Origin of the sequence: Pseudomonas sp. MYb13, assembly GCF_002980075.1 — a bacterium.
In the GTDB taxonomy this organism is placed as follows: domain Bacteria; phylum Pseudomonadota; class Gammaproteobacteria; order Pseudomonadales; family Pseudomonadaceae; genus Aquipseudomonas; species Aquipseudomonas lurida.
Genome location: NZ_PCQI01000001.1, coordinates 236,873 through 258,866 on the forward strand (window position 1 = coordinate 236,873; position 21,994 = coordinate 258,866).

Genomic DNA, 21,994 nt, shown 5'->3' on the forward strand with positions numbered 1-21,994 from the left:
GCGAAGGCGTCAGCCCAGCTGTCACAAAAAATTCAGCGAAACGCGTAGTCCGCCACAATCCCGACAAATATCGCCAACCCTGCCCAGTGGTTGTGCAGGAATGCCTTGAAGCACTTCAGGCGGTCCTTGTCCCGGGTGTACCAGAACTCCCAGGCGAAACAGCCCGCCGCCGCCAACAACCCCAGGTGAAACCAGCCCCCCAGCTCGAACCGTGCGCCCGCCAGCAATAGGCACGCCAGTGAAAGGCCCTGCAGGGTCAGGATGATCACGCGGTCGGCTTCACCGAACAGAATGGCGGTGGATTTCACGCCGATTTTCAAGTCATCATCACGGTCGGTCATGGCGTAATAAGTGTCGTAGCCCACGGTCCACAGCAGGTTGGCGATATACAACAGCCACGCAGCGGCGGGCAGGTTGCCGGTTTCGGCGGTGAACGCCATCGGCATGCCCCACGAAAACGCAGCCCCTAACACCACCTGCGGGTAATAGGTGTAGCGCTTCATGAACGGGTAGCTCGCCGCCAGGGCCAGGCCACCGAGGGACAGCAGGATGGTGGTGGCGTTCGTCAGCAATACCAGCAGGAAACTGATGCCCATCAGCACCGCAAAAAACACCAGGGCTTCTTTCGAACTGATCTTGCCGCTCACCAGTGGGCGCTGTTCGGTGCGTTTTACATGGCCGTCGACCTTGCGGTCGGCCCAGTCATTGATCACGCAGCCGCCGGCGCGGGTCAGTACCACACCCAGTACGAAAATCACGATATTGACCAAGGACGGCGAGCCTTTGCCGGCGATCCACAGCGCCCATAGCGTTGGCCACAGCAGCAGGTAGATGCCGATGGGTTTGTCCATGCGCGTCAACTGAATGAAATCCCAGGCCCTGGGGTTCAGGTGGTTCAGGGACTTGAGCAGACGTTGATACATCAGCAGTTCTCCGGATGGGCGTGCAGCGCGTGCCAGAAGCCAGGCAAAAAGATCTCCGCGACCAGCACGCTCAAAGGGCCGCGATCGAAGCGTGAGCGGCGTGCCCACAGCCCGTCGACCTGATCGGCGGTGGGCAACCAGGTTCGTGGGTAATGGCACACTTCGATCGCCTGGCGGGTGAACGCCCTGTCGCAGAACAACAGTTCGCCCAGCGAGCGGCTGCCCAATTCATCCATGTGCAAGCCGTCCCCCTGCAAGGCACTGCGCGCCGCCACACTGCGCGCGAACACCCACGGTTGGCCATGCCCACGCAGATACACCTCGCGCACCCAACCGATACTGGCCGGTGCCAGCGCCAGGGCGGCGCATTCATCATCGCGCAGCGGCTGCCAGCCCTCGAACAGTGGCGTGACGCTGAAACCATCGTTGGACAGCCACGTCAGTCGCCGCGTCAGCGAGTCTTCGTTGAACAGCCAATTGAGGATCAAGGGTGCGGGCGCAGGGCTCAGAAGGCTCTGGATCAGCCATTGGCAAGCATCGGGAGGGACGATTGAGTGCGGCACGGTGAGTCAGTATTGGCAGCAAAAGAGGCGGCGAGCTTACCATGGCGTCCCGGGGTTTTGCCGGACTGAACCGGCTGTTTGCGTCGATCGTGCTTGCATCTGCCGCCCCCGATCAGTACAAAACGCCCTGAGCCGCACGGCAACGCGGGTCTATCGACCGTCGGCCAAGATGCCTGGACCCTGAGGAAGCAAGTGATGAAGAAGTGGCAATGTGTAGTCTGTGGCCTGATCTATGACGAGAAAGACGGCTGGCCGGATGACGGAATTCTGCCTGGCACCCGTTGGGAAGACGTCCCCGAAGACTGGCTGTGCCCAGACTGCGGCGTGGGCAAAATGGATTTCGAAATGATCGAAATCGGCTAATTTTCGGTTTTCAGATAAGTACTAGAAGGAGAAAGGAATGAACGCACCTGTCGTGATCATCGGCACAGGATTGGCCGGTTACAACGTGGCCCGGGAGTTTCGCAAGCTCGACAGCGAGACCCCATTGCTGCTGATCACCGCGGATGACGGGCGCTCCTACTCCAAGCCCATGCTCTCCACCGGCTTTGGCAAGAACAAGGAAGCCGATGGCTTGAGCATGGCTGAACCTGGCGCCATGGCCGAGCAACTCAAGGCCGAAGTGCGCACCCATACCCGCGTCAGCGGTATCGACCCTGGTCACAAGCGCCTGTGGATCGGCGAGGAAGCGGTGGCCTACCGCGACCTGATCCTGGCCTGGGGCGCAGAAACCGTGCGTGTGCCGGTTGAAGGCGATGCGGCTGAGCTGATTTTCCCGATCAATGACCTCGAAGACTACGCACGCTTTCGTGCCGCCGCCGCCGGCAAACGCCGCGTGCTGCTGCTTGGCGCCGGCCTGATCGGCTGTGAATTCGCCAACGACCTGATCCTCGGCGGTTATGAAATCGACCTGGTGGCGCCGTGCGAGCAAGTCATGCCGACCCTGCTGCACCCGGCGGCGGCCGCAGCGGTACAGGCCGGCTTGGAAGGGCTGGGCGCGCGTTTCCACCTGGGCCCGGTGCTCAACCGCCTGCAACGCAACGCTGACGGCCTCGAAGCGCACCTGTCGGACGGTGAAGTGGTGCACTGCGACCTGGTGGTCTCGGCCATCGGCCTGCGCCCGCGTGTCGACCTGGCCGCCGCCGCCGGTCTGCAGACCAACCGTGGGATCATGGTGGACCGCCACCTCAAGACCTCCCACGCCAATATCTACGCCCTGGGCGACTGCGCCGAGGTCGATGGCCTCAACCTGCTGTACGTCATGCCGCTGATGAGCTGCGCCCGTGCCCTGGCCCAGACCCTGGCCGGCAACGCCACAGCTGTCAGCTATGGCCCGATGCCGGTCACCGTGAAAACCCCGGTCTGCCCGCTGGTGGTTTCGCCACCGCCACGGGGCACCGAAGGGGTGTGGAGCGTCGAAGGCCAGGGTGCCGACATCAAGGCCCTGTGCCGCGACGCCAGCGGCCGCCTGCTGGGTTACGCGCTGACCGGCAGCGCCGTGATGGAAAAACTCGCCCTCAACAAAGAACTTCCGCCGTTGCTGGCGTAAATACCGGTCGTTCTGTCGGAATAAGCACGTTTTTCCCCCGAGAAAGGTCGCCGCGAGACTGGCGGAGCGTGCGAGGGCATGCCATCCTCACTCCCGTCTGCCGCAGAGTAGAGCCTGCGGCGCTTTGGGCGCTGCTCCACAGACGAGCAGCACGGACATAACAACAAAAAACCGTCAAAGAGGCTTCACATATGCGTAAACCAGAACTCGCAGCCGCCATCGCTGAAAAAGCGGATCTCACCAAAGAACAGGCCAACCGCGTCCTCAACGCCGTTCTCGAAGAAATCACCGGCGCCCTGCACCGCAAGGACAGCGTCACCCTGGTGGGCTTCGGCACCTTCCTGCAACGCCACCGTGGCGCCCGTACCGGCAAAAACCCGCAAACCGGTGAGCCTGTGAAGATCAAGGCGAGCAACACCGTTGCGTTCAAGCCGGGCAAGTCGCTTAAAGACACCGTTAACGCGTAAGCAGTGCCGTCTCGACAGGGGGCGGGGAGGTAGGAAAATGGGCACGCCGACTGGGTCGGGTGCCCTTTTTTTGTGGCCGCTTATTAAGTGCTTTAACGAATGCCTTCGACGAGTTCCTGGTCTTTTGCACCACCGTATGGATCGTCAGTAGATACAATCCAGCTCGAGGCGATTACGGCAATCCCTCATCAAGTATGCCCAGGTATCCAGAAAAGATTGCTACCTCTGGAGTTAATGATTTTTTCGACCAGCTCAGTAAATGATTTTGCAACCAAGGTGCTCTCGTCAGCAGTAGGATAGCTGTCCCAGAATGAGTCGTAGCAGTACCCAAATTTCGGGCCTGGAGTCAGATCTATAGAGATTACTTGGTCTTCGCATTTAACTAGTGCATACCAGTTAGCTGAGTCTGGTCGTCCAAGTCTTCGTTCATAACGACAAAGTCGGAACGTTCAAGCTCTGGCGCCAGAATTGTGAAGCTGTACTGTGCCTTTGGATAGAAAACAGCGCTGCTGTAATGCTTATAAAAATCGGCCAAGTCATCGGGGACGAGATTGCTCGGCAACCCAGTAGAAGGCGTTGTCGTGCAGTCAGAATTCTCTATCAAATCAACGATTTTAATCAGGCTCATCTTCCGCATCCCTTACGCAGGTTGGTTTTCATTGCTTTGTTGTACAAACCGCGTGAAGACTTCGGGAAACCTTTCGATAAAGGGGACGGATGTATTTTATTTTTTTACTTACTTGGCTAGGCGATCCTTAAATGAATCTGTCTCCTTTTTCTTCACCAATCACCTCGCCACTCCTCTGCGTACTCTGAAGTTGGGTCTAGGCCCACGATCTCCCCTATAGCATAAATATGCTCAAGCACAGATTCGCGCTCAACAGTTTCTATTTCGTCCTCGAAGTTGTTGATGTTGAGTATGCACTGTTTGAAGTTTTCCAGAATAACTAGTTGAGTTTCTTTTTCGGGAAGAAGCATTAGGTTATCGATAAGCCTGTCGTAAAGGATCTTTACCTTGGCAGCAAATTTTTCTTCGCTGCCCAGGTTAAGGTGATATGTTTTAAAGTTTTGTAGTTCTTTATTTTTCATATGTTTTTTGCAGAGGGCAATGAGATGCCTTTGAATAAAAATTCCTTTGACTTATCCCAGTTTATTCCGTTATCGAAATAATTTATCAAGCGTTCTCGCAATTTTTCCGGATCACCGACCATGCCGGAAAGCTCATATTTGTATATTGTTTCTAAGTCATCGCTGAGCGTTAGATTATTCTTCAGAACCTTAGCCTCCAACTCCTCAAGAGAGTCGGGTAGTTCGATCAAGTCGGCTCCATAGTTACCGCCAATGATGGCTCTCAGCATTTTTTTTTCCGGAGGGCGTTTATCAATGGTTATCTCATCCGGTGACGGTGTGCTGACAGCTAAACTTTTCAATGCCTTGGTCGAGGTGAAGATAAAGAATAAGGTATTGGCTTTTCCAAGATCCATACCTTTCCATTCATCTTGAGCACATGTTAGATCAAAGAATTGAAGATAGTAGTCTGCACGCATCTGGACAAGAGTGTACAAGTCTTCTTTCAGTTTCAAACTGAACACCTTGCCCTCTTCCCAAGTGATTTTTTTCAACATCTTCCAGGACCTTTAGGTTTGCTAGTGGGCTTTTGAGGCTTAACACCTCTATGTTTATCAGCGGCAGCTAAGTAAATATCCCGCCTTTTGTTTTTCGGACCTACGGGCCTTTGCTTATTGGCGACAGGTCCTTCTTTCAATTTGTCCTCATAAATCCTTTGTTCTAAACCACGTGCAATATCTTTACCTTCTTGTCCGTTTCCTTTGAATACGGCACGCGGTGCTACGTCGAAAATGTCCTTGTTAGGATAACGATAGTTCAACACATCCTGGGCAGAGTGCCCCAGTCCAGGTTTGCTGGCGTAACCCACATAAGGTTTACCGTCTTTTACGCCGACGTAGGTGATGTGGGTCGCTTTCGCTGGGTCACCTGCCCACCCCCACGGGTCAATCCAGCCAATGGGGTTTGGCGCGTACTGGTACAGATTGAGTCCACCCATCAACCCAATCGGATCCGGCGTCGTAAACCGCCCCACATCCGGATCATAAAACCGAAATGTGTTGTAGTGCAGCCCAACCTCCCGATCCAGATACTGCCCCTGGAACCGCAAATTCTGCTCTTCGATAAAGTACGCCTCACGCACTTCTTCGGCCGCATTCCCCCACACCTGATACCGCGCCTGCCACACCGTTTTCCCATCAGCTTCGGTCAGTTGCTCAGGCAATCCGTTCAGGTCGTTGTGGTAATAGCGCACACTTTGATGCTCGCCCGTGCCGTCCACTCGAGCCAGCGGTGCATAGCCATCTTCTTCATAGATATAGAGGCTGGTTTGGCTGTGCCGATGTTCCTGCAACAGGCGCAACCCCTCCCAATCAAAGCGGGTTTCGCCCAACGGGTAGCCGTTGCTGTCATGTTCGGTTTTAGCGATGCGCCGGCCGAGCGGGTCATAGGTCATGTTCACGACCGTTTCGCGACCATCCTTCTGGCTACGGACTTCGATCAGGCGATGCTCAGCGTCATAGGCGAAATACTGTACGCCACGCGCTGCACTGCGCTTTTCGATCATGCGACCGAAACCGTCGTAGCGGTAACGTTTGTCCTGATAGGTCAACAGCTTGTTATGCACCACCAGGCCCGCATTGGCCTGTGGGCCGTCCAGCAGGTTGGCGGCGGCATCGTAGGCGAAGGTTTCGCGCTGACCTTGAATGTCGTCCTGGCTGGCGATGATGCGCCCGGTCGCGTCGTAATGGAGCCGTTGGTGCTGATCCCGACGGTTATCGCGGTCACGCTCCAGGCGGCCGATCAGGTTATCGGCCGGGTCATAGTCGAAGTGTTTTTGCTGGGCGGCCGGCAGTTGCGTGGGCTGGCCATTGGGGCGGCGTATCCTTGAGCGCAGGCGGCCGCTGCGGTCATATTCGCTGCGTGTGGTGATCTGGCCTTGGGTACGCAGAACTTCACGGTGCAGGCGGTCGCGTTCGAAGTCGCAGATGACGCGGCCGTCGAGGTTGATCTGGTGCAGGTGGCCGCTGCCGTAGTAAAGGCGGTTGAGCCAGCGTCCGTCGGGCAACTGCGTCTGGATCAGGTTGCCGAGTTCATCGTAGTGGTAGTTCAGGCTGCCGGCGGCGCTTTGTTCGATGAGCAACTGGCCGCGCGCGTCGTAGGCGAAGGCCAGTGCCTGGGTGGTTTCGTCATTGCCGATGAAGGTGACAGCGGTGAGTTGGTCCAACGGGTCGTAGGCGTATTCGGTGCGACCATCATCGGTTTGTTTCAGCAGCAAGCGGCCCACTGCATCTCGTTCGAGTCGATGCACAATTGAAGGCTCAGGTGTCTGCCCGTTGGGCACGTACTCAACGGCGGCTACGTTATCCAGAAGGTCATAGGCATAACGTCGGGCGCTGCCGTCGAGGTCTTGTTGCTCCACGAGACGGTCGCACGGGTCCCAGGTAAAGCGGTAACTCTCACCATTTTCATTGGTCAAGGTTTGGAGGTGCCCGTAGGCGTCGTAGCGGAACTCAATCTGCCGGCCGTGGGCATCTATTCGTTGGCGCACTTGCCCGCGACGGCCGTATTGGTAGCGAGTGGTGTGGCCCGCAGCGTCGGTATAGCCGATCAACAGACCGCTGGTGTCGCGCAGGTACTGTTCGATGCGGCCGTCCGGCATTTCGGTTTGCAGCAGGCGGCCTTGGCTGTCGTGTTGATAACGCTGCCGTTCACCCAAGGCGTCGATGACTACCTGCAAGTGGCCCTGGCGGTCGTACTCAAACGCTGTGGGGTACCCCGAACAATCGACATGCTGAATTAACTGTCCGGTTTCATTCCAGCGCAGGGTTTTGCTTTTACCCGTGGCGTCGATGATCTCCACCACCTGACCAAACGTGTCGTAGCGATACTGTGTGACATGCCCCAAGGGGTCGATTTCACTGACGCAATTGCCTCGTTGGTCGTACTGATATTGCCACGCTTGGCCTGCCGCATCGGTCTCCACCAACGGCAGTGACCAATGTTCCAGCCACAATGTGGATTCAATACGCCCCAACGGATCCTGAGTGCTGCACAGGTTCCCGGACTCGTCGTAGCCGAACTGCCATTTGCCGCCTTGTGGGTCAGTCGCGCTGAGCAACTGACGATCCTCATTCCATTCGAATTGCCAAGTCTTCCCCAGATTGTCGGTGTACTCGGTGATCTGGTACTGCGGGTTCCAGCGGCGTGTGCTGACGCGTTGCAAGCCGTCCGTAATTCGGGTCACACCGGCCGACAGGTCATAGTCGAACCGGTACTCGTCACCTTCATCGGTCCAGTGCCGCACCACACGCCACTCGCTATCTTCCACGCATTCCCAGTGGTAGTAGCAACGTAGCCCGGTGGGCAGTTGGTGCTCGATCATCCGCTGGCCGGCGTCATAGGCAAAACGACGTTGTACGTTTGCGGCGGCGTCGCGAACTTCAGCCAGGTCGCCGCGAGTGTCGTAGGCATAGCTGACGAGGGTTTCTCGACTATGGTCGGGGTAAACGCGATCGACTCGCTCTACCCGCGCCGGCCATTGTTGGCTGTAGCCGAGTTCGACGCGCACATGGTCGAAAGTATCTCGTAATTGGCTCAGCCGACCCTGGTCGTCATAGTTGAGAAAAATGCGGTTGTCATTGCGATCCCCTAACTGGCTGAGGCGCAGTTGCGAGGGAGTGCCTGGTGTTGGCTCGAACAGCCGATAGAGCCCATCAACGCTTTCAATCAGTAGTTGGCCATTGGTATTGCGCCGCACGCTCAAGCCTTCACCGGCGCTGAATACAGCTCCACCCAGCGGGATCGCACCCATGTCGATCTGGCGCGCTTGCTCATCGGTATAGACCAGTCGCTCGCCACCTTCGGGGTGTGCGCCAATCTCGACAAACACTTCGTAGATCACGCTCCAGCTAGCGCCGAACAGGCCATTTCGACGTTCGTCTCGGCTGCTGTAGTAGCGCTGCCATTCGATAGGGAGAAGGCCGGGCAGGACGAAGTCCAGGTCATCCTCGCCATCAAGTATTTTCGCGCCCGTCGAGCTATGCACCGGGTTGGGCGAGCCGACTACGGCAGAGGAAATGGCGTTGGTAACCTGGCTGGTGCCCCACGACACCAGTCCGCCCACCACCATGCACGGCAGCTTGCTGAAGAACTTCGAACCACCGCCGCGCAGCATCAACAGCGCGGTTACCGCCAGCCCGACACCCGGCGTCTTGCCGCTGCGAATCTCGCGGACCACTACCGGACTACCGCCAATGCGCACGTTGCTGGAGATCATCCCCGACTCGACAATCGAGGCGTCGCAGGTGCTGCGGTCACCGCTACGGGCGGCCGGCTGACCGTTGATAGTGACCTTGCTGGAGCCTTCGGCAATAAACTGCGGCGGCATCGGCGGATGCTTGGTGCAGATCACGATATCCAGCGGTTTGGGTACTGCGCCTGGCGCAGGAACCGCTACTGTGGGACGCCACATCTGCGAGAAAAAACCCTTGGCCATGTCCAGGTAGCTGGCTTCTTCGGGACTGCCACCTTCGGCGGGTTGCGAGCTGACCGGACCGATAGCACCTGCGGCACGTGCAGAGGGTATGCCGTTGGTGAAGGTGTTGTGTGAGCCGGTGGCGATCGTCGCCATCACCACCGGCGGAAACAAAGCGTTGCCTATCCAGTCGCAAACCTTTGTCAGCCCCTTGTCCGCCCCCGTCTTGCTCATGCCGATACCGACGATGATTCCCACCACCGCGCCGAGCACAAAACAGCCCAGGCCGCCGGTAACGACGGTAATACCGGTCGCGGCCACGATCGCAGCAGTGGCTACCGCTGTAATAGCGATGTTGGCGGCGATTTCCAGCACGCCGCCCAGGATGTCGGCCATAACCGAGGTGTGTAGCAGGCCGTCGCCGAGGCGTGCCGCCCAAAGTGCGTCAGACATGGAGGAAGGGCTTCAAGGCTTCGGATTCAGCAGCAGGGTGTTTTTGATCGTTGCCCAGTGGACATTTTCTGCATCGCCCAGGGGCTGGGCTTTGACATAGCTCAGGGCAAGCATCTGCTGGGTGCCCGGTACAACCAGCGCCAACTGGTATTGATAGATACGCTCGGCGCCCTTGCTGAACTGGTTATGTACTTCGATGGCATCGACATCCTGCGCCGCGCCCACGCGAACTACCTGCGCCGGTTGGTAGCGCAAGTCTTGCACCTGTTTCTCGAGTTTGGCCAGTTGGCCGTCGAAGTTGCTTTGCAGTGTTTCACCATCGCCGAGCAGGCTACGGCTGACGATCAAGGATGTGCCTAGCGCGGCGAACTTCAGGATATTGATGGACGCATCCTGCACCTCATCGCTGGGCAGTGTGAATTGCAGTTCATTGAGTCGATAGGTCATGAAACTCGGATCTCGTTATTGGCCGGAAGGCGGCTTGGGAAACATGGAATTGACGGCAGCGTCGATTTCGCCTTTGACCCCTTGGCCCATGGGCGTAGTGCCGCCCTTACCGCCAATGTTCAGGTGCAAGTTGCCCCCGGTGTTGATCTCGGAGCTGCCTTCGGAGTACACGTTAATCTGCACGCCGGTGAGGTTGATCTGCCCGCTGGCGTTGAGCTCCAGCACGCTCTTGCCACAGACCAGACGCAGGTTTTCACCCACTTCAATCAGGTAGCTCTTACTGATGGCATCGGTCTTGCTGAACCCCACCATGAGCATGTCGTCATGCTTGACCGCACGCACGCGGTCGTTGCCGACCGTTACTACCTCGTCATGCCCAATGCTCTTATTCCGGTCATGCCCCACAGAGTGGCTTTCGTCGACTTCGACGACAATGTCCTGATTCCGCTCGGCATGGATATACAACTGCTCCAACCCCTTCTTGTCCTCCATGCGGATTTCATTGAAGTTGGCGGGTGTGCCGCCCTTGCTCGAGCGGCTTTTCATGCCGCTCTGGGTGGCGTTTTCCGGCAGGTCGTAGGGCACTGTCTGCTCGGCGTTGTACACGCGGCCGGTGATGATCGGCCGATCGGGGTCGCCCTCGAGGAAGCTCACAATCACTTCCTGGCCGATCCGTGGGATCTGCATCGAGCCCCAGTTCTTGCCGGCCCAGGATTGCGACACGCGAATCCAGCACGAGCTGTTTTCGTTGGATTGGTCGTGACGGTCCCAGTAGAAGTGCACCTTCACGCGACCGTATTGGTCGGTCCAGATTTCTTCGCCTTTGGGGCCGACCACCAGCGCGGTCTGCGGGCCTTTGACGATAGGGCGGTGGGTGTTGGCCAGCGGGCGGAAGCTTTGCTGGGCGTCGATGCAGGTCAGGCTGCTTTCAAACTGCGCCGAGCCCGAGCCGCCGCCGCTTTCCAGGCTTTCCTGGACGATGTAGTAGCGGCAGCCGACGATCAGGTATTCGCGGTTCTGGTCCTGGCGGCTGAAGCCGGTGAGGCTGAACAAATGCCCCGAACCCAGGCCCCGTGCATTGCCGCTGAACTCGATCTGTTCGTGCAGGGTTTGCAGGGCTTCGATGCGGGTGCGGGCGTAGTGTTCGCCGTCTTCGCTTTGCACGTAGGTGCCGGGGTAGTCGTACAGCGGGTAGTCACCGGCAGTGTGCGGGCGCGGCATGGCCGAGCGCACGTCGATGCTGGCGCTGGGGCGCTGGAAGTCGTAGTCGTTGAGCTCCAGCGAGCCGGGCTGCACCTCCTGCACCAGGTGCCAGTTGTGCATGTGGTCGCGTTCGCGCTGCTGCTCGTCCTTGGGGTAGTAGGGGATCGACGCGTAGCCCGGCACCGTGGTGTGGGCGCCGTAGGCGTCGGCCAGCACCAGCACATGGCGGTCCTGCTCGTGGCGGAAGAAGTAGTAGATGCCTTCCTGCTCCATCAGGCGGCTGACGAAGTCGAAGCTGGTCTCGCGGTACTGCACGCAGTATTCCCACTCGCGGTACGGCCGGCTCAGGGCGTCTTCGAAGTCGGAAAAACCCAGGTCACGGAACACCTGCTTGATGATCTGCGGGATGCTCAGGTTCTGGAAAATCCGGCAATCGGAGGTGCGGCTGAGCAGCCATAACCAAGGCCGCAGCGTGACTTGGTAACTGGCGAACTGACCTTGGTCGATGTTCTGGCTGCACCGCGCGACGATGCCGTGGAAGTGCCGCTCGCCGCCGTCCGCCAGTTGCAGGCCCACGCTCATGGGCTTGCCGAGCAACTGGTTGAGGTCGATGTTGGCGTCCAGGGACGTCAGTTGCAGCTCGTAGTTGAACAGCCGCCCCAGCTCTTCGCCGCCGCCCATTTCATTGAGCAGCAACACATCCGGCCCCAGGGGGCTGGTGATCTTGGCCAGGCGTGAGGCTTGGTTGAATAGCATCGGTTAACCCGTAAATTGCTTAATAACTGTAGGAACCGGCTCCAAATGTGGGAGCGGGCTTGCTCGCGAATGCGGTGAATCAGCCACCGGATGCGTCAACTGACACACCGCCTTCGCGAGCAAGCCCGCTCCCACAGTTTTAATCGCATTCCGTCAGGTCAATCGTTGAACTGGTAGTGCAATTCGTTATCCCGGCTGCTGATGCGCACACCCGCCAGCGCCTTGCCTTCGAGCATGCGCGTGAGGAATTCACGGCTCATGTCCGGCAGCAGGCTGTTGGTGAGGATGGTGTCGATCATGCGCCCACCGCTCTCGGTTTCGGTGCAGCGCGAGACGATCAGGTCGACCACCGCGTCGTCGTAGTCGAAGGCGACCTTGTGCGTACCCTCCACGCGCTTCTTGATGCGGTTGAGTTGCAGGCGGGTGATCGCCTTGAGCATCTCGTCGCTCAATGGGTAGTAAGGAATGGTCACCAGGCGACCGAGCAGCGCCGGCGGGAAAATCTCCAACAGCGGCTGGCGCAGGGCCTTGGCGATGTCTTCCGGCTCCGGCACGTTCGCCGGGTCTTTGCAGACCTGGGAAATCAACTCGGTGCCGGCGTTGGTCGTCAGCAGGATCAGGGTGTTCTTGAAGTCGATCACCCGACCTTCGCCGTCTTCCATCACGCCCTTGTCGAACACCTGGAAGAAGATCTCGTGCACGTCCGGGTGGGCCTTTTCCACCTCGTCCAGCAGCACCACGCTATAGGGCTTGCGCCGCACCGCTTCGGTCAATACGCCGCCTTCGCCGTAGCCGATATAGCCCGGCGGTGCGCCCTTGAGGGTCGATACCGTGTGGGCTTCCTGGAATTCGCTCATGTTGATGGTGATGACATTCTGCTCGCCGCCGTACATGGCTTCGGCCAGTGCCAGAGCGGTTTCGGTCTTGCCCACGCCCGAGGTGCCGGCCAGCATGAACACACCAATGGGCTTGCTCGGGTTGTCGAGGCCGGCGCGAGACGTCTGGATGCGCTTGGCGATCATCTGCAGGGCGTGGTCCTGGCCGATGATGCGTTTCTTCAGGTGCTGGTCGAGGTTGAGCACGGTTTCCAGCTCGTTGCGGGCCATGCGGCCCACCGGGATGCCGGTCCAGTCGGCAACCACCGAGGCCACGGCCTGGTAGTCCACGGTTGGCAGGATCAGTGGGGTTTCGCCTTGCAGGGCGGTGAGACGCTGTTGCAGGTCGACCAGTTGTGCACGCAGTTCATCGCTGTCGCTGTGACCGGAAGCGCTGTCCACCACACCGGCTTTTTCGCGCAGCGTTGCGCGGGTGGCGAGCAGTTCATCCACCAGTGCTTTCTCTTCGGCCCAACGGCTTTCCAGAGTCGCCAGGCGCTCGCGCTCGGCCGTCAGCAAGGCTTCGCTGTTGCTCTGGCGAGCACCAATCGCAATGCCGATGGCATGCTCGCGCGCGATGATTTGCAGCTCGGTTTCCAGGGCCTCGATGCGGCGGCGGCTGTCGTCCACTTCGGCCGGCACTGCGTGCAAGCTGATGGCGACGCGGGCGCAGGCGGTGTCCAGCAGGCTCACGGACTTGTCCGGCAACTGGCGCGCCGGAATGTAGCGGTGAGACAGCTTCACCGACGCTTCCAGGGCCTCGTCGAGGATCTGCACCTGATGGTGTTTTTCCATGGTCGACGCCACGCCGCGCATCATCAGCAGCGCCTTGTCTTCCGATGGCTCGGCAACCTGCACCACTTGGAAGCGGCGGGTCAGGGCCGGGTCTTTCTCGATGTGTTTCTTGTACTCGGCCCAGGTGGTCGCGGCCACAGTGCGCAAAGTGCCGCGTGCCAGCGCAGGCTTGAGCAGGTTGGCCGCGTCGCCCGTGCCGGCAGCGCCACCGGCACCCACCAGGGTGTGGGCTTCGTCGATAAACAGGATGATCGGCTTGGCCGAGGCCTGTACATCTTCGATAACCTGGCGCAGGCGCTGTTCGAACTCGCCTTTCATGCTCGCGCCGGCTTGCAGCAGGCCTACGTCGAGGCTGCGCAGTTCCACGTCTTTGAGTGCCGGAGGCACGTCGCCGGCGACGATGCGCAGGGCGAAGCCTTCGACCACGGCGGTCTTGCCCACGCCGGCTTCACCGGTGAGGATCGGGTTGTTCTGGCGACGACGCATGAGGATGTCGACCAGTTGGCGGATCTCTTCATCGCGGCCAACAATCGGGTCGAGTTTGCCGCTACGGGCCTGTTCGGTCAGGTCCACCGTGAAGCGCTTGAGCGCTTCCTGCTTGCCCATCGCGCTCGGCGCCATCGCGCCGCTGGCCTCACCTGGCACGGCGCCGGCATTGAAACCGTCGCTGGCGCTCAAGGCATTTTCCGGCGAGTCGCCGACGTATTCATCGAAACGCTCGCTCAGGGCTTCGGCCTTGATCTTGTCGAACTCGGAAGACAGGCCCAGCAACGCATGGCGCAGGCTTGGGGTCTTGAGAATGCCGAGTACCAGATAGCCGGTGCGCACCTGGCTTTCGCCGAACATCAGGCTGCCGTAGACCCAGCCGCGCTCTACCGCTTCTTCCACATGGGACGACAGGTCAGTGATCGACGTCGAACCGCGCGGCAGGCGGTCCAGGGCTTCGGTCAGGTCACGGGCCAGGCGCGCCGGTTCGACGTTGAACTGACGGATGATGCGGTGCAGGTCCGAGTCCTGCAGTTGCAGCAACTGGTGAAACCAGTGGGCCAGTTCCACATACGGGTTGCCCCGCAGTTTGCAGAACACGGTGGCGGCTTCGATGGCCTTGTAGGCCACGCTGTTGAGTTTGCCGAACAGTGCGGCGCGACTGATTTCACCCATGCTCTGGATTCCTTGAGGTGGTGGCGTGGTCGGCGTAGTGCCGGGCCAGGATTAGGTCGTTGGCGTCATGCTCGGGCTTGCCGAGCCAGGTATTGAAGCCCAGGCGGAACTGGCCGTTGAGTTGCAGCGCTGGCACTTCGGGTTGTTGCAGAACCAGGTTCAGGTCCCAGTCCAGTTCATGGCCCAGGTACTCGGCCACCCACGCCACCAGCTCGTTGAAAGCCTGGCGGCCGGGCAGCATGCCCATGTAGTCATCCAGCTTGAGGGGGCCCAGGCGGATACGGAATTTGTGCTGGCGGTCCCACACGAAGCTGCCCAGGCAAACGTCCACGCCCAGGCGGTTGGCGCTCACGCCCACGCGGCTGCGTTCAGGCAGCTCCAACCACTGGCCGACGTACTCTTCGATCTCTACCGGCAGGCCGAAGAACTCGCCGAGAATGGCTTTCAAACCGTCCGGGTAGCGGGTTTGCGCCGAGAGGTGGCCGCTGTAATGCAGCTTCGCGGTATCCGGGATGAGCCCCTGGTTCAGCAGGCTCGGCATGCCACGGCCACTCAGGGCGGCGAGGCGTGCAGACCAGTAGTCATCGTCCGGGCGGTCGTGGCTGACCGTCGGCCGCGCCTCGGCCCAGGCCCGGTAAAACAGGCTCAGCAGGCGGTGGTGGAACACGTCCAGGAATTGTTTGCTGGTGCTGTCGGCATTGTTGCGCTGACGTTCGCGTACATACTCGGTGATATGCAGCGGCAGCGGGCCATTGGGGCCGCCGAGGCCAAAGAAGAACTGCTCAAGCCGCGCCGGCTTGCCGTCGCCACCGGGATCGACCGATGCCAGCGTGGCCGGGGCGAACGTGCAATCCGCCTGTTGCCCCAGGCGCAACGGGTCATCGGCCAGGCGCAGGGAATGGCCCAGGCGCGGCAGCTCAGGCGATTCGCACTCGATACGCCGCAACGCCTGGAAGAAATCGTATTCCCAGGGCTCCTGATGCATCGCATCCAGGGTACTCACAGGGTCGGACGACGTCCGGGCTTGGCTTTCCATCGCATGATCTCGCCGCGTTCGGTGGTACGGATCACCGTCTCGGTAAAACTGTTGATCGACACGTAGCGTGCCAGGAAGCGTTCCAGCACTGCACCGAGCAGGAACACGCCGGTGCCGCGAAACGCGTTTTCATCGAATTCCAGGGTGATCTCCAGGCCGCGCCCAAACACGATCGGGCCGGGCATCGGCAGCCGGCGGGTCACCGCTTTGCTGCTGACGTCGCGCAGCCCTTCGATCTGCAATTGCAGGGCGGCGTCGTTGCTGTCGCCATACAGGCGCAGCAGTTCGCGCAAGGCTGCCGCGCCCTGGCCCTGTTCGCTCAGGGACAGATAGTTGAGCGACAACTGGCTGATCAGGCGCCAGGCCTTGGCGTCATGTGCGTGGCTGGCGCGCGGTCGGCTCGGGCCGGCCACGCAGCGCACGGCCAATACCGGGGCGCTGTCGGCCAGGGTGAAGTCAGTCTTGCCGTTGCCCACGCTCATGAACAACGGCAGGTCACGGTTGGTGCACAGCGCGGTCACGCCGAGCTGGCGCAGATCATGACGGTAAGGCGCTTGCCCGCTGTCCACCAGGCTGACAAAGGTTTCACTGCCCACGTACGTGGAACGCGGGCCGTTGCGGCGTTGGTCGCTGGACAACACGCGCGGCTCGCGGCGCACGGTGTAATAGGCCTGGTCGCGGCCATAGCGCGACGGGTCGCGCACCGCATAGAACGGCAAGAACGGCTGTTCCGGCCCGGTGCCATGGCCGGTGATGCCACTCAACGAATGAATCTCGAAATCCATCGGCCGCGTACGGTCGGCGATCACATGGTGTTCGTTCACCCGGTCGGACAGGTGGATACGGTCTACGCGCTTGGGAAACAGGTTGATCGCCGGGGTGCAGAACGGCAGGAACTGCGCCGCGCCGACGCTGCCTTCCAGGCTCGGCTCGTGGCGGTCGAACAGCACGATCAGCTCCAGTTCCTGGCCGTCGCAACGCTTGACCGCGCGGCCGAGCTCGGCGAACTCGACGAACAGGAAACGGTGGGGCAGGGCGAAGTATTCCTGCAGCAGGCGATAGCCCTGGAACGCACGCGCCACCACGGGCATGGCCGCGTCGGCGTCATCAAAACCCCGAGAGCGCAGGGCATCTTGCGGCAGGCGCTCTACCCAGTCTCCGCCAGGCTTGCGTGCAAACACTGCACAGGCGTTACCCAGCAGTTGCTCGTAAAGGCGGAACGGTTGTTCGTCGGCACCGCTGAGGTACAGCGGCAGGTTATCCAGGTCGAGGCTGTTGAAGGGCAATTCGGCGCCGGTGCGCAAGGTGAGGCGCAGGCCGGCCTTGGCTTTCGGCTCACTGGCCGCCAACCGGCCCAACACGGCGGCGGGGTTGCCGAAGTACTCGGCATTGCTGACCTGCAGCGGCCACAACGTCACCGGGTGCGCGGTGCGGTACTCGCAGCAGGTCTGGGTTTCACGGCCCAGGGCGGCACGCAATACGGTGTCGCGGGGCAACGGGAAACCGCTGGTCAGCGAGCCTTCGTCGGGGTCGGTCTGCAATTGCACCACGGTCATCGACGGCGTCGGCGCCAGGTAGTGCGGGTAGGCGATTTCCAGCAGGTTATGGGTGAAGGTCGGGTATTCGGCGTCGAGCTTGAGCTGCACGCGGGCGGTGAGGTAGGCGAAACCCTCGAGCAGGCGCTCAACGTACGGGTCGGCGCAGTCCATGCCGGACAGGGTCAGCCGACTGGCGATCTTCGGGTATTCCTTGGCGAACTCCGCGGCGCTTTCGCGCACATGGTGCAGTTCCTGGTTGTACAGCTCCAGCAGGCGCGGGTTCATGGGCGCCTCCGCTGGTCGGCGTTGACCACACGCACATGCCCGGATTCCAGGTCGAGGTCGGTTTGCAGCAACAGGCGCAACGGCACCGGCTGTGCCCACAGGTCGCCTTCGATTTCGAAACTCAGGGCGTTGTGATTCATCTCGCCATGGCCGACACGCGCCTTGACCCGCAGCGTATGGCGCAGGATGCGTGGCTCAAAGGTGGCGATGGCCTGGTAGATCAGGGCTTCCAGGGCCTTGATGTCGACACTGGAAACGCTGTTGCCCGCCAGCGCCGGCAGGCCGTAATTAACCACGGAGGTGCCGGCCTGGGTGTGCAGCGTGGCATCGGCATCAAGCAACGACGTGGTGTTGAGCAGCCACGCCAGGTCGCGCAGTACCGAGGCTTTCAATTGGGTCAGGGACAGCACGCGTTTGTCGGCGCTTTCCTTGGGGTTGGTCGGGTCGTCGTCAGTCAGCCGGTCCAGCAGGGACGGTTGCAGACGGTCGCGGGAAGCGATTTCAGTTACCACCAAAGCAGCTCCACGGACGGGTTGTGAGGGGGACGGTTGGTGAGCGGGGAGGCCTGGGGCCGTGGCGCGCAGCCACGGCCACCAGAGCTATCAGCGCTTGGTGTTAGAGCGGATGTTCCAGCCGAACTTGATCGCGCCGCCGTCTTTGGTGCCGTCGGCTTTCTGCGGCTGGTAGTCGACCATCACTTGGGCAAAGTTCAGGGTGACGTTCTCGGTCAGTCGGTCATCGGTACCCGAACCGCCCGTGCTCAGCGAGGTGACCAGCACTTCTTCCAGGTTGATCACCATGTACTCGACCTGGCTTTCGCCGCCGGCCTTGCGCACGGTCAGCTTGACCTTGTCGATGTGCTTGCCGCTGGCGCAGTGCATCATCAGGTTCGGCGAGGCCTTGTCGACGTACTTGGTCAGCGACAGGTCCTGGATATTCACCTTGCCCGCGCCACCACCACCACCCACGTGCATGTTGCCGGACTGGGCCATGCCCCAGCTCCAGTTCAGCACGTCGATTTCGTCCTTGTGGGCCTTGTCCATGGACTCGCCCTTGATGTCGCCGATCTTGATGAAAATATCAACAGCCATGTTTTCTCCCTGTGTGGTCTCAGCCACGATATTTGTTTAAGCCCAATGGGCAATGCTTTTCTGTGGGAACTGGCTTGCCTGCGATTGCATCACCGCGGCCTGGCTGGCAGACCGCGGTGATGCAATCGCGGGCAAGCCCGGCTCCCACAAAAGAGCCGGCTCATGCGGGGTTTACGCGCTTTTCGCCGAAGGCAGCTTCGATACCAGGCGCAGCGACACGGTCAGCCCTTCGAGCTGGTAGTGCGGGCGCAGGTAGAACTTGGAGTTGTAGTAACCCGGGTTGCCTTCCACTTCTTCCACGATCACTTCGGCGGCAGCCAACGGGTGCTGGGCCTTGGTGGTTTCGGTGGAGTGCGCAGGGTCACCGTCCACGTAGTTGAGGATCCAGTCCTGCAACCAGCGCTGCATCTCGTCCTTCTCTTTGAAGGAGCCGATCTTGTCGCGCACGATGCACTTCAAGTAGTGGGCGAAACGGCAGGTGGCGAACAGGTACGGCAGGCGTGCGGCCAGGTTGGCGTTGGCGGTGGCGTCCGGGTCATCGTATTCGGCCGGTTTCTGCAGCGACTGCGCACCAATGAATGCGGCGAAGTCGGTGTTTTTCTTGTGCAGCAGCGGCATGAAACCGTTCTTCGCCAGTTCCGCTTCGCGGCGGTCGCTGATGGCGATTTCGGTCGGGCACTTCATGTCCACGCCACCGTCGTCGGTCGGGAACGTGTGGGCCGGCAGGTTTTCCACTTCGCCGCCGGACTCGATGCCACGGATGCGCGAGCACCAGCCATAGTGCTTGAACGAACGGTTGATGTTCACGGCCATCGCGTACGCGGCGTTGGCCCAGGTGTACTTGGAGCTGTCGGCACCGTCGGTGTTTTCTTCGAAGGCGAACGCTTCCACCGGGTCAGTCTTGGCGCCGTACGGCAGGCGTGCCAGGAAGCGCGGCATGGTCAGGCCGATGTAGCGTGAGTCTTCCGATTCACGCAGCGAACGCCAGCCTGCGTATTCCGGGGTGGTGAAGATCTTGGTCAGGTCGCGTGGGTTCGACAGTTCCTGCCACGAGCCCATGCCCATCACGGTCGGCGACGCTGCGGCGATGAACGGGGAGTGCATGGCGGCGCAGACTTTCGACAGCTCGCCGAGCAGTTCCACGTCGGGTGGCGACTGGTCGAAGTAGTAGTCGCCCACCAGGCAGCCGTAGGGCTCGCCACCGAACTGGCCGTATTCTTCTTCGTACATCTTCTTGAAGATCGGGCTCTGGTCCCATGCGGTGCCCTTGAATTTCTTCAGGGTCTTGTGCAGGTCCGGCTTGGAGATGTTGAGCACGCGGATCTTGAGCTGCTCATCGCTCTCGGTGTTGTTGACCAGGTAGTGCAGGCCACGCCAGGCGCTTTCCAGTTGCTGGAAATCCTGGTGGTGGATGATCTGGTTGACCTGGGCGGTCAGCTTGGCGTCGATGGCGGCAATGATCGATTCGATCGACTTGATCGCGTCATTGGACACCAGGTCGGTTTGCGCCAGCGCCTGTTCGGCCAGGGTGCGCACGGCAGTTTCCACGGCTTCGCGGGCACGCTCGGTCTTGGGCTTGAATTCTTGCAGCAGCAGGTTCGCGAACTCGCTGGCTTCTTCGGTGGCACCCAGGATCTGGGAGCCTTCGCGGGCGGTATTGTCAGTCATGATTACTGGTCCCCTGCAGGCTTGGGCGCGCTGGCAAGTGCCTGGAGCAGTGCCGGGTCCTTGATCGCCTTCATGATGATTTCTTCAGCGCCAGTCTTGCCGTCCATGTAGGTCAGCAGGTTGGCCAGCTGGGTGCGGGCTTCGAGCAGTTGGTTCAGCGAGTCGACTTTGCGGGCCACGGCGGCCGGGCTGAAGTCGTCCATGCTTTCGAAGGTGATGTCCAGGCTCAGGTTGCCTTCGCCGGTCAGCTCGTTAGGGACGTGGAACGCTACGCGCGGCTGCATGGCCTTGAGGCGCGAGTCGAAGTTATCGACGTCCACTTCAAGGAATTTGCGGTCGGCCACCGGCGCCAAAGGCTCGGCAGGCTTGCCGGCGAGGTCGGCCATCACGCCCATCACGAAGGGCAGCTGGACCTTTTTCTCGGCGCCGTAGAGCTCGACGTCGTACTCGATCTGCACTCGAGGCGCGCGGTTGCGCGCGATGAATTTCTGAGAACTTTGCTTCGCCACGTTGCTGCTCCTGGTCGCTTGAGCGACGGTGTTGTTACTGCGCAGTCGAGCGGCTTACTCGCCGTCCGGGCCACGCAGGTTTTCAAATTGGGACATGCCGTCGGGAATCAGATTGCGCACGATGGCCGCGAAGTCGGCGTGCACCAGATTCTTCGCCCGGTTCAACAGCACCGGCAGCGGGCTCGAAGGCTCGTGCCGGGTGTAGTACGCAAGGATCTTGTCGAGGCTGCGCAGCACATCGTCGCGGCTGGCGATATCGCCAACGGGGCGCGGTGCTGCGGGGGCGGCGGCGACGTCGGCCGAGGGGGCATTGTCGTCACTGACGGCCTCGGGTTCGCTGGTGCCGGCGGTGCCTGGCACCGCTTGATTGAGTATCTGCAACGCCTGCTTGAGCGGTTGCTTCAGGGCACTGAGGTCCACGCCCTGGGCGGAACCGACCTGGTCGTTGACCTGTTGTTCGATGGCTTCGCACGCCGCACGCGCTGCAATCAGGGCGTCGCGGGTAGCCTGCAGTTGCTCGGGGTCGCTGTCGAGGAACGCGGCGTTGAGCTGCTGGGCGCCGAGCTGTTCATCGGGAAAGCTCAACAGGCCACTGGCGTTGAGCGCCGCGCGCAGGGTCACGGGGCCGAAGGTGCGTGAGCGTGTGAGGACACTTTCGCGCAGCAGGCGAATATTGGTGTCGCAGGTCAAGCCGGTGAGGGCGTTGATGCGCACGGTGGGATCGTTATCGTCGTCGGCGTCCAGGCGCGGATGCAGGTCGGCCCAGTAGTCGCGCAGCAAGGCATCGATCAGCGTCAGCGCTTGCGCCAGGCCGGCCACACCCTGGAGGGCGAGGGCGCTTTGCAACAGGAAATGGGTGATACGCAGGTCTTTGCTGCGTGCGAGCAAGTCGAGGCTTTGCTGCTGGATGCTGCGCCATTCCGGCGGTTCAGCGGGCAGGATCGAGTCGCCCATGCTGCGCTCGGGTTGGCCCTTGGCATCACGCTCCAACTGCAGAAATTGCGCGTCATATTCCATGTCTTCGCCACAGGGCGAAGTCGCGGAAACGGCGGTGAGCAGCAACGGCACATCCACTGAATTTGATCTCCCTATCAGCCCGTTAGATGGCGGGCAATTCATGCATTAGTTGCGCG

19 protein-coding genes are annotated in these 21,994 nt (G+C 60.5%); 3 read left to right on the top strand and 16 right to left on the bottom strand.

Features of this window, described 5'->3' with window-relative positions; translation table 11 throughout:
- Nucleotides 1-32 precede the first annotated feature (32 nt).
- Together ubiA and CQ002_RS01100 are read right to left on the bottom strand one after the other, a co-directional pair.
- Nucleotides 33-923 carry a 4-hydroxybenzoate octaprenyltransferase gene (gene ubiA / locus CQ002_RS01095; RefSeq protein WP_034110341.1) on the bottom strand — a complete coding sequence of 297 codons (891 nt, stop codon included), beginning with the start codon at nucleotides 921-923 and terminating at the stop codon, nucleotides 33-35.
- Nucleotides 923-1,486, bottom strand: a complete 564-nt coding sequence (locus CQ002_RS01100; RefSeq protein ID WP_034110339.1) for a chorismate lyase — start codon at nucleotides 1,484-1,486, stop codon at nucleotides 923-925. Before CQ002_RS01100 ends, ubiA begins: the two co-directional genes overlap by 1 nt.
- A 195-nt stretch (nucleotides 1,487-1,681) precedes the next feature.
- Here CQ002_RS01100 and CQ002_RS01105 point away from each other — a divergent pair, with 195 nt between their 5' ends.
- The 3 genes from CQ002_RS01105 (at nucleotide 1,682) to CQ002_RS01115 (ending at nucleotide 3,502) form a co-directional block, all read left to right on the top strand.
- Entirely contained in the window at nucleotides 1,682-1,849 is a 168-nt protein-coding gene (locus tag CQ002_RS01105) for a rubredoxin (protein WP_015886569.1), read from the top strand.
- 37 nt (nucleotides 1,850-1,886) lie between these two features.
- Nucleotides 1,887-3,035, top strand: a complete 1,149-nt coding sequence (locus tag CQ002_RS01110) for an NAD(P)/FAD-dependent oxidoreductase (RefSeq protein ID WP_105163067.1) — start codon at nucleotides 1,887-1,889, stop codon at nucleotides 3,033-3,035.
- Nucleotides 3,036-3,226: 191 nt separating this feature from the next.
- The gene (locus CQ002_RS01115) at nucleotides 3,227-3,502 is read left to right on the top strand and encodes an HU family DNA-binding protein (RefSeq protein ID WP_003176958.1); all 276 of its coding nucleotides are present in this window, start codon (nucleotides 3,227-3,229) and stop codon (nucleotides 3,500-3,502) included.
- Between the two features lie 382 nt (nucleotides 3,503-3,884).
- Here the strand turns inward: CQ002_RS01115 and CQ002_RS01120 are convergent, their stop codons facing one another.
- The 14 genes from CQ002_RS01120 to tssA form a co-directional block, all read right to left on the bottom strand.
- Nucleotides 3,885-4,130 carry a hypothetical protein gene (locus CQ002_RS01120; protein ID WP_146117449.1) on the bottom strand — a complete coding sequence of 82 codons (246 nt, stop codon included), beginning with the start codon at nucleotides 4,128-4,130 and terminating at the stop codon, nucleotides 3,885-3,887.
- Between the two features lie 152 nt (nucleotides 4,131-4,282).
- Nucleotides 4,283-4,591, bottom strand: a complete 309-nt coding sequence (locus CQ002_RS01125) for a hypothetical protein (protein ID WP_034110332.1) — start codon at nucleotides 4,589-4,591, stop codon at nucleotides 4,283-4,285.
- Complete coding sequence (locus CQ002_RS01130) at nucleotides 4,588-5,127, bottom strand: hypothetical protein (RefSeq protein WP_034110330.1); 540 nt, start codon at nucleotides 5,125-5,127, stop codon at nucleotides 4,588-4,590. The genes CQ002_RS01125 and CQ002_RS01130 overlap by 4 nt, the downstream gene beginning before the upstream one ends.
- Nucleotides 5,121-9,497 (bottom strand): RHS repeat-associated core domain-containing protein, encoded by a 4,377-nt coding sequence (locus tag CQ002_RS01135; RefSeq protein WP_105163065.1) that lies wholly within the window; start codon nucleotides 9,495-9,497, stop codon nucleotides 5,121-5,123. Before CQ002_RS01135 ends, CQ002_RS01130 begins: the two co-directional genes overlap by 7 nt.
- 12 nt (nucleotides 9,498-9,509) lie before the next feature.
- The gene (locus tag CQ002_RS01140; protein ID WP_105163064.1) at nucleotides 9,510-9,944 is read right to left on the bottom strand and encodes a DcrB-related protein; all 435 of its coding nucleotides are present in this window, start codon (nucleotides 9,942-9,944) and stop codon (nucleotides 9,510-9,512) included.
- A 15-nt stretch (nucleotides 9,945-9,959) separates the two neighbouring features.
- A complete protein-coding gene (locus CQ002_RS01145) occupies nucleotides 9,960-11,903 on the bottom strand; it encodes a type VI secretion system Vgr family protein (RefSeq protein WP_034110327.1) in 1,944 nt (647 codons plus the stop codon).
- Nucleotides 11,904-12,061: 158 nt separating this feature from the next.
- The gene (tssH, locus tag CQ002_RS01150) at nucleotides 12,062-14,734 is read right to left on the bottom strand and encodes a type VI secretion system ATPase TssH (protein WP_105163063.1); all 2,673 of its coding nucleotides are present in this window, start codon (nucleotides 14,732-14,734) and stop codon (nucleotides 12,062-12,064) included.
- Nucleotides 14,727-15,770, bottom strand: coding sequence for a type VI secretion system baseplate subunit TssG (gene tssG / locus CQ002_RS01155; protein ID WP_105163062.1), 1,044 nt, complete (start codon nucleotides 15,768-15,770; stop codon nucleotides 14,727-14,729). Before tssG ends, tssH begins: the two co-directional genes overlap by 8 nt.
- Nucleotides 15,734-17,593: a type VI secretion system baseplate subunit TssF gene (gene tssF, locus CQ002_RS01160; RefSeq protein WP_105163061.1), complete on the bottom strand. Its 1,860-nt coding sequence runs from the start codon at nucleotides 17,591-17,593 to the stop codon at nucleotides 15,734-15,736. Before tssF ends, tssG begins: the two co-directional genes overlap by 37 nt.
- Complete coding sequence (tssE, locus tag CQ002_RS01165) at nucleotides 17,590-18,105, bottom strand: type VI secretion system baseplate subunit TssE (protein WP_027608263.1); 516 nt, start codon at nucleotides 18,103-18,105, stop codon at nucleotides 17,590-17,592. Before tssE ends, tssF begins: the two co-directional genes overlap by 4 nt.
- Before the next feature lie 90 nt (nucleotides 18,106-18,195).
- The gene (locus CQ002_RS01170; protein WP_005792512.1) at nucleotides 18,196-18,684 is read right to left on the bottom strand and encodes a type VI secretion system tube protein Hcp; all 489 of its coding nucleotides are present in this window, start codon (nucleotides 18,682-18,684) and stop codon (nucleotides 18,196-18,198) included.
- 171 nt (nucleotides 18,685-18,855) lie between these two features.
- On the bottom strand, nucleotides 18,856-20,352 hold the full coding sequence (gene tssC / locus CQ002_RS01175) for a type VI secretion system contractile sheath large subunit (protein WP_010207548.1): 1,497 nt from the start codon (nucleotides 20,350-20,352) through the stop codon (nucleotides 18,856-18,858).
- A gap of 2 nt (nucleotides 20,353-20,354) precedes the next feature.
- Nucleotides 20,355-20,861 (bottom strand): type VI secretion system contractile sheath small subunit, encoded by a 507-nt coding sequence (tssB, locus tag CQ002_RS01180; protein WP_010207547.1) that lies wholly within the window; start codon nucleotides 20,859-20,861, stop codon nucleotides 20,355-20,357.
- Nucleotides 20,862-20,915: 54 nt separating this feature from the next.
- The gene (tssA, locus tag CQ002_RS01185; RefSeq protein ID WP_105163060.1) at nucleotides 20,916-21,935 is read right to left on the bottom strand and encodes a type VI secretion system protein TssA; all 1,020 of its coding nucleotides are present in this window, start codon (nucleotides 21,933-21,935) and stop codon (nucleotides 20,916-20,918) included.
- Between the last annotated feature and the right edge of the window lie 59 nt (nucleotides 21,936-21,994).

Bases quoted from the DNA above. Each gene is read 5' to 3' on its own strand.
- CQ002_RS01130 (WP_034110330.1), bottom strand. From the start codon at position 5,127: ATGTTGAAAAAAATCACTTGGGAAGAGGGCAAGGTGTTCAGTTTGAAA.
- tssF (WP_105163061.1), bottom strand. From the start codon at position 17,593: ATGAACCCGCGCCTGCTGGAGCTGTACAACCAGGAACTGCACCATGTG.
- ubiA (WP_034110341.1), bottom strand. From the start codon at position 923: ATGTATCAACGTCTGCTCAAGTCCCTGAACCACCTGAACCCCAGGGCC.
- CQ002_RS01140 (WP_105163064.1), bottom strand. From the start codon at position 9,944: ATGACCTATCGACTCAATGAACTGCAATTCACACTGCCCAGCGATGAG.
- CQ002_RS01105 (WP_015886569.1), top strand. From the start codon at position 1,682: ATGAAGAAGTGGCAATGTGTAGTCTGTGGCCTGATCTATGACGAGAAA.
- CQ002_RS01115 (WP_003176958.1), top strand. From the start codon at position 3,227: ATGCGTAAACCAGAACTCGCAGCCGCCATCGCTGAAAAAGCGGATCTC.
- CQ002_RS01125 (WP_034110332.1), bottom strand. From the start codon at position 4,591: ATGAAAAATAAAGAACTACAAAACTTTAAAACATATCACCTTAACCTG.
- CQ002_RS01120 (WP_146117449.1), bottom strand. From the start codon at position 4,130: ATGAGCCTGATTAAAATCGTTGATTTGATAGAGAATTCTGACTGCACG.
- tssH (WP_105163063.1), bottom strand. From the start codon at position 14,734: ATGGGTGAAATCAGTCGCGCCGCACTGTTCGGCAAACTCAACAGCGTG.
- CQ002_RS01135 (WP_105163065.1), bottom strand. From the start codon at position 9,497: ATGTCTGACGCACTTTGGGCGGCACGCCTCGGCGACGGCCTGCTACAC.
- CQ002_RS01110 (WP_105163067.1), top strand. From the start codon at position 1,887: ATGAACGCACCTGTCGTGATCATCGGCACAGGATTGGCCGGTTACAAC.
- tssC (WP_010207548.1), bottom strand. From the start codon at position 20,352: ATGACTGACAATACCGCCCGCGAAGGCTCCCAGATCCTGGGTGCCACC.
- tssG (WP_105163062.1), bottom strand. From the start codon at position 15,770: ATGGAAAGCCAAGCCCGGACGTCGTCCGACCCTGTGAGTACCCTGGAT.
- CQ002_RS01145 (WP_034110327.1), bottom strand. From the start codon at position 11,903: ATGCTATTCAACCAAGCCTCACGCCTGGCCAAGATCACCAGCCCCCTG.
- CQ002_RS01170 (WP_005792512.1), bottom strand. From the start codon at position 18,684: ATGGCTGTTGATATTTTCATCAAGATCGGCGACATCAAGGGCGAGTCC.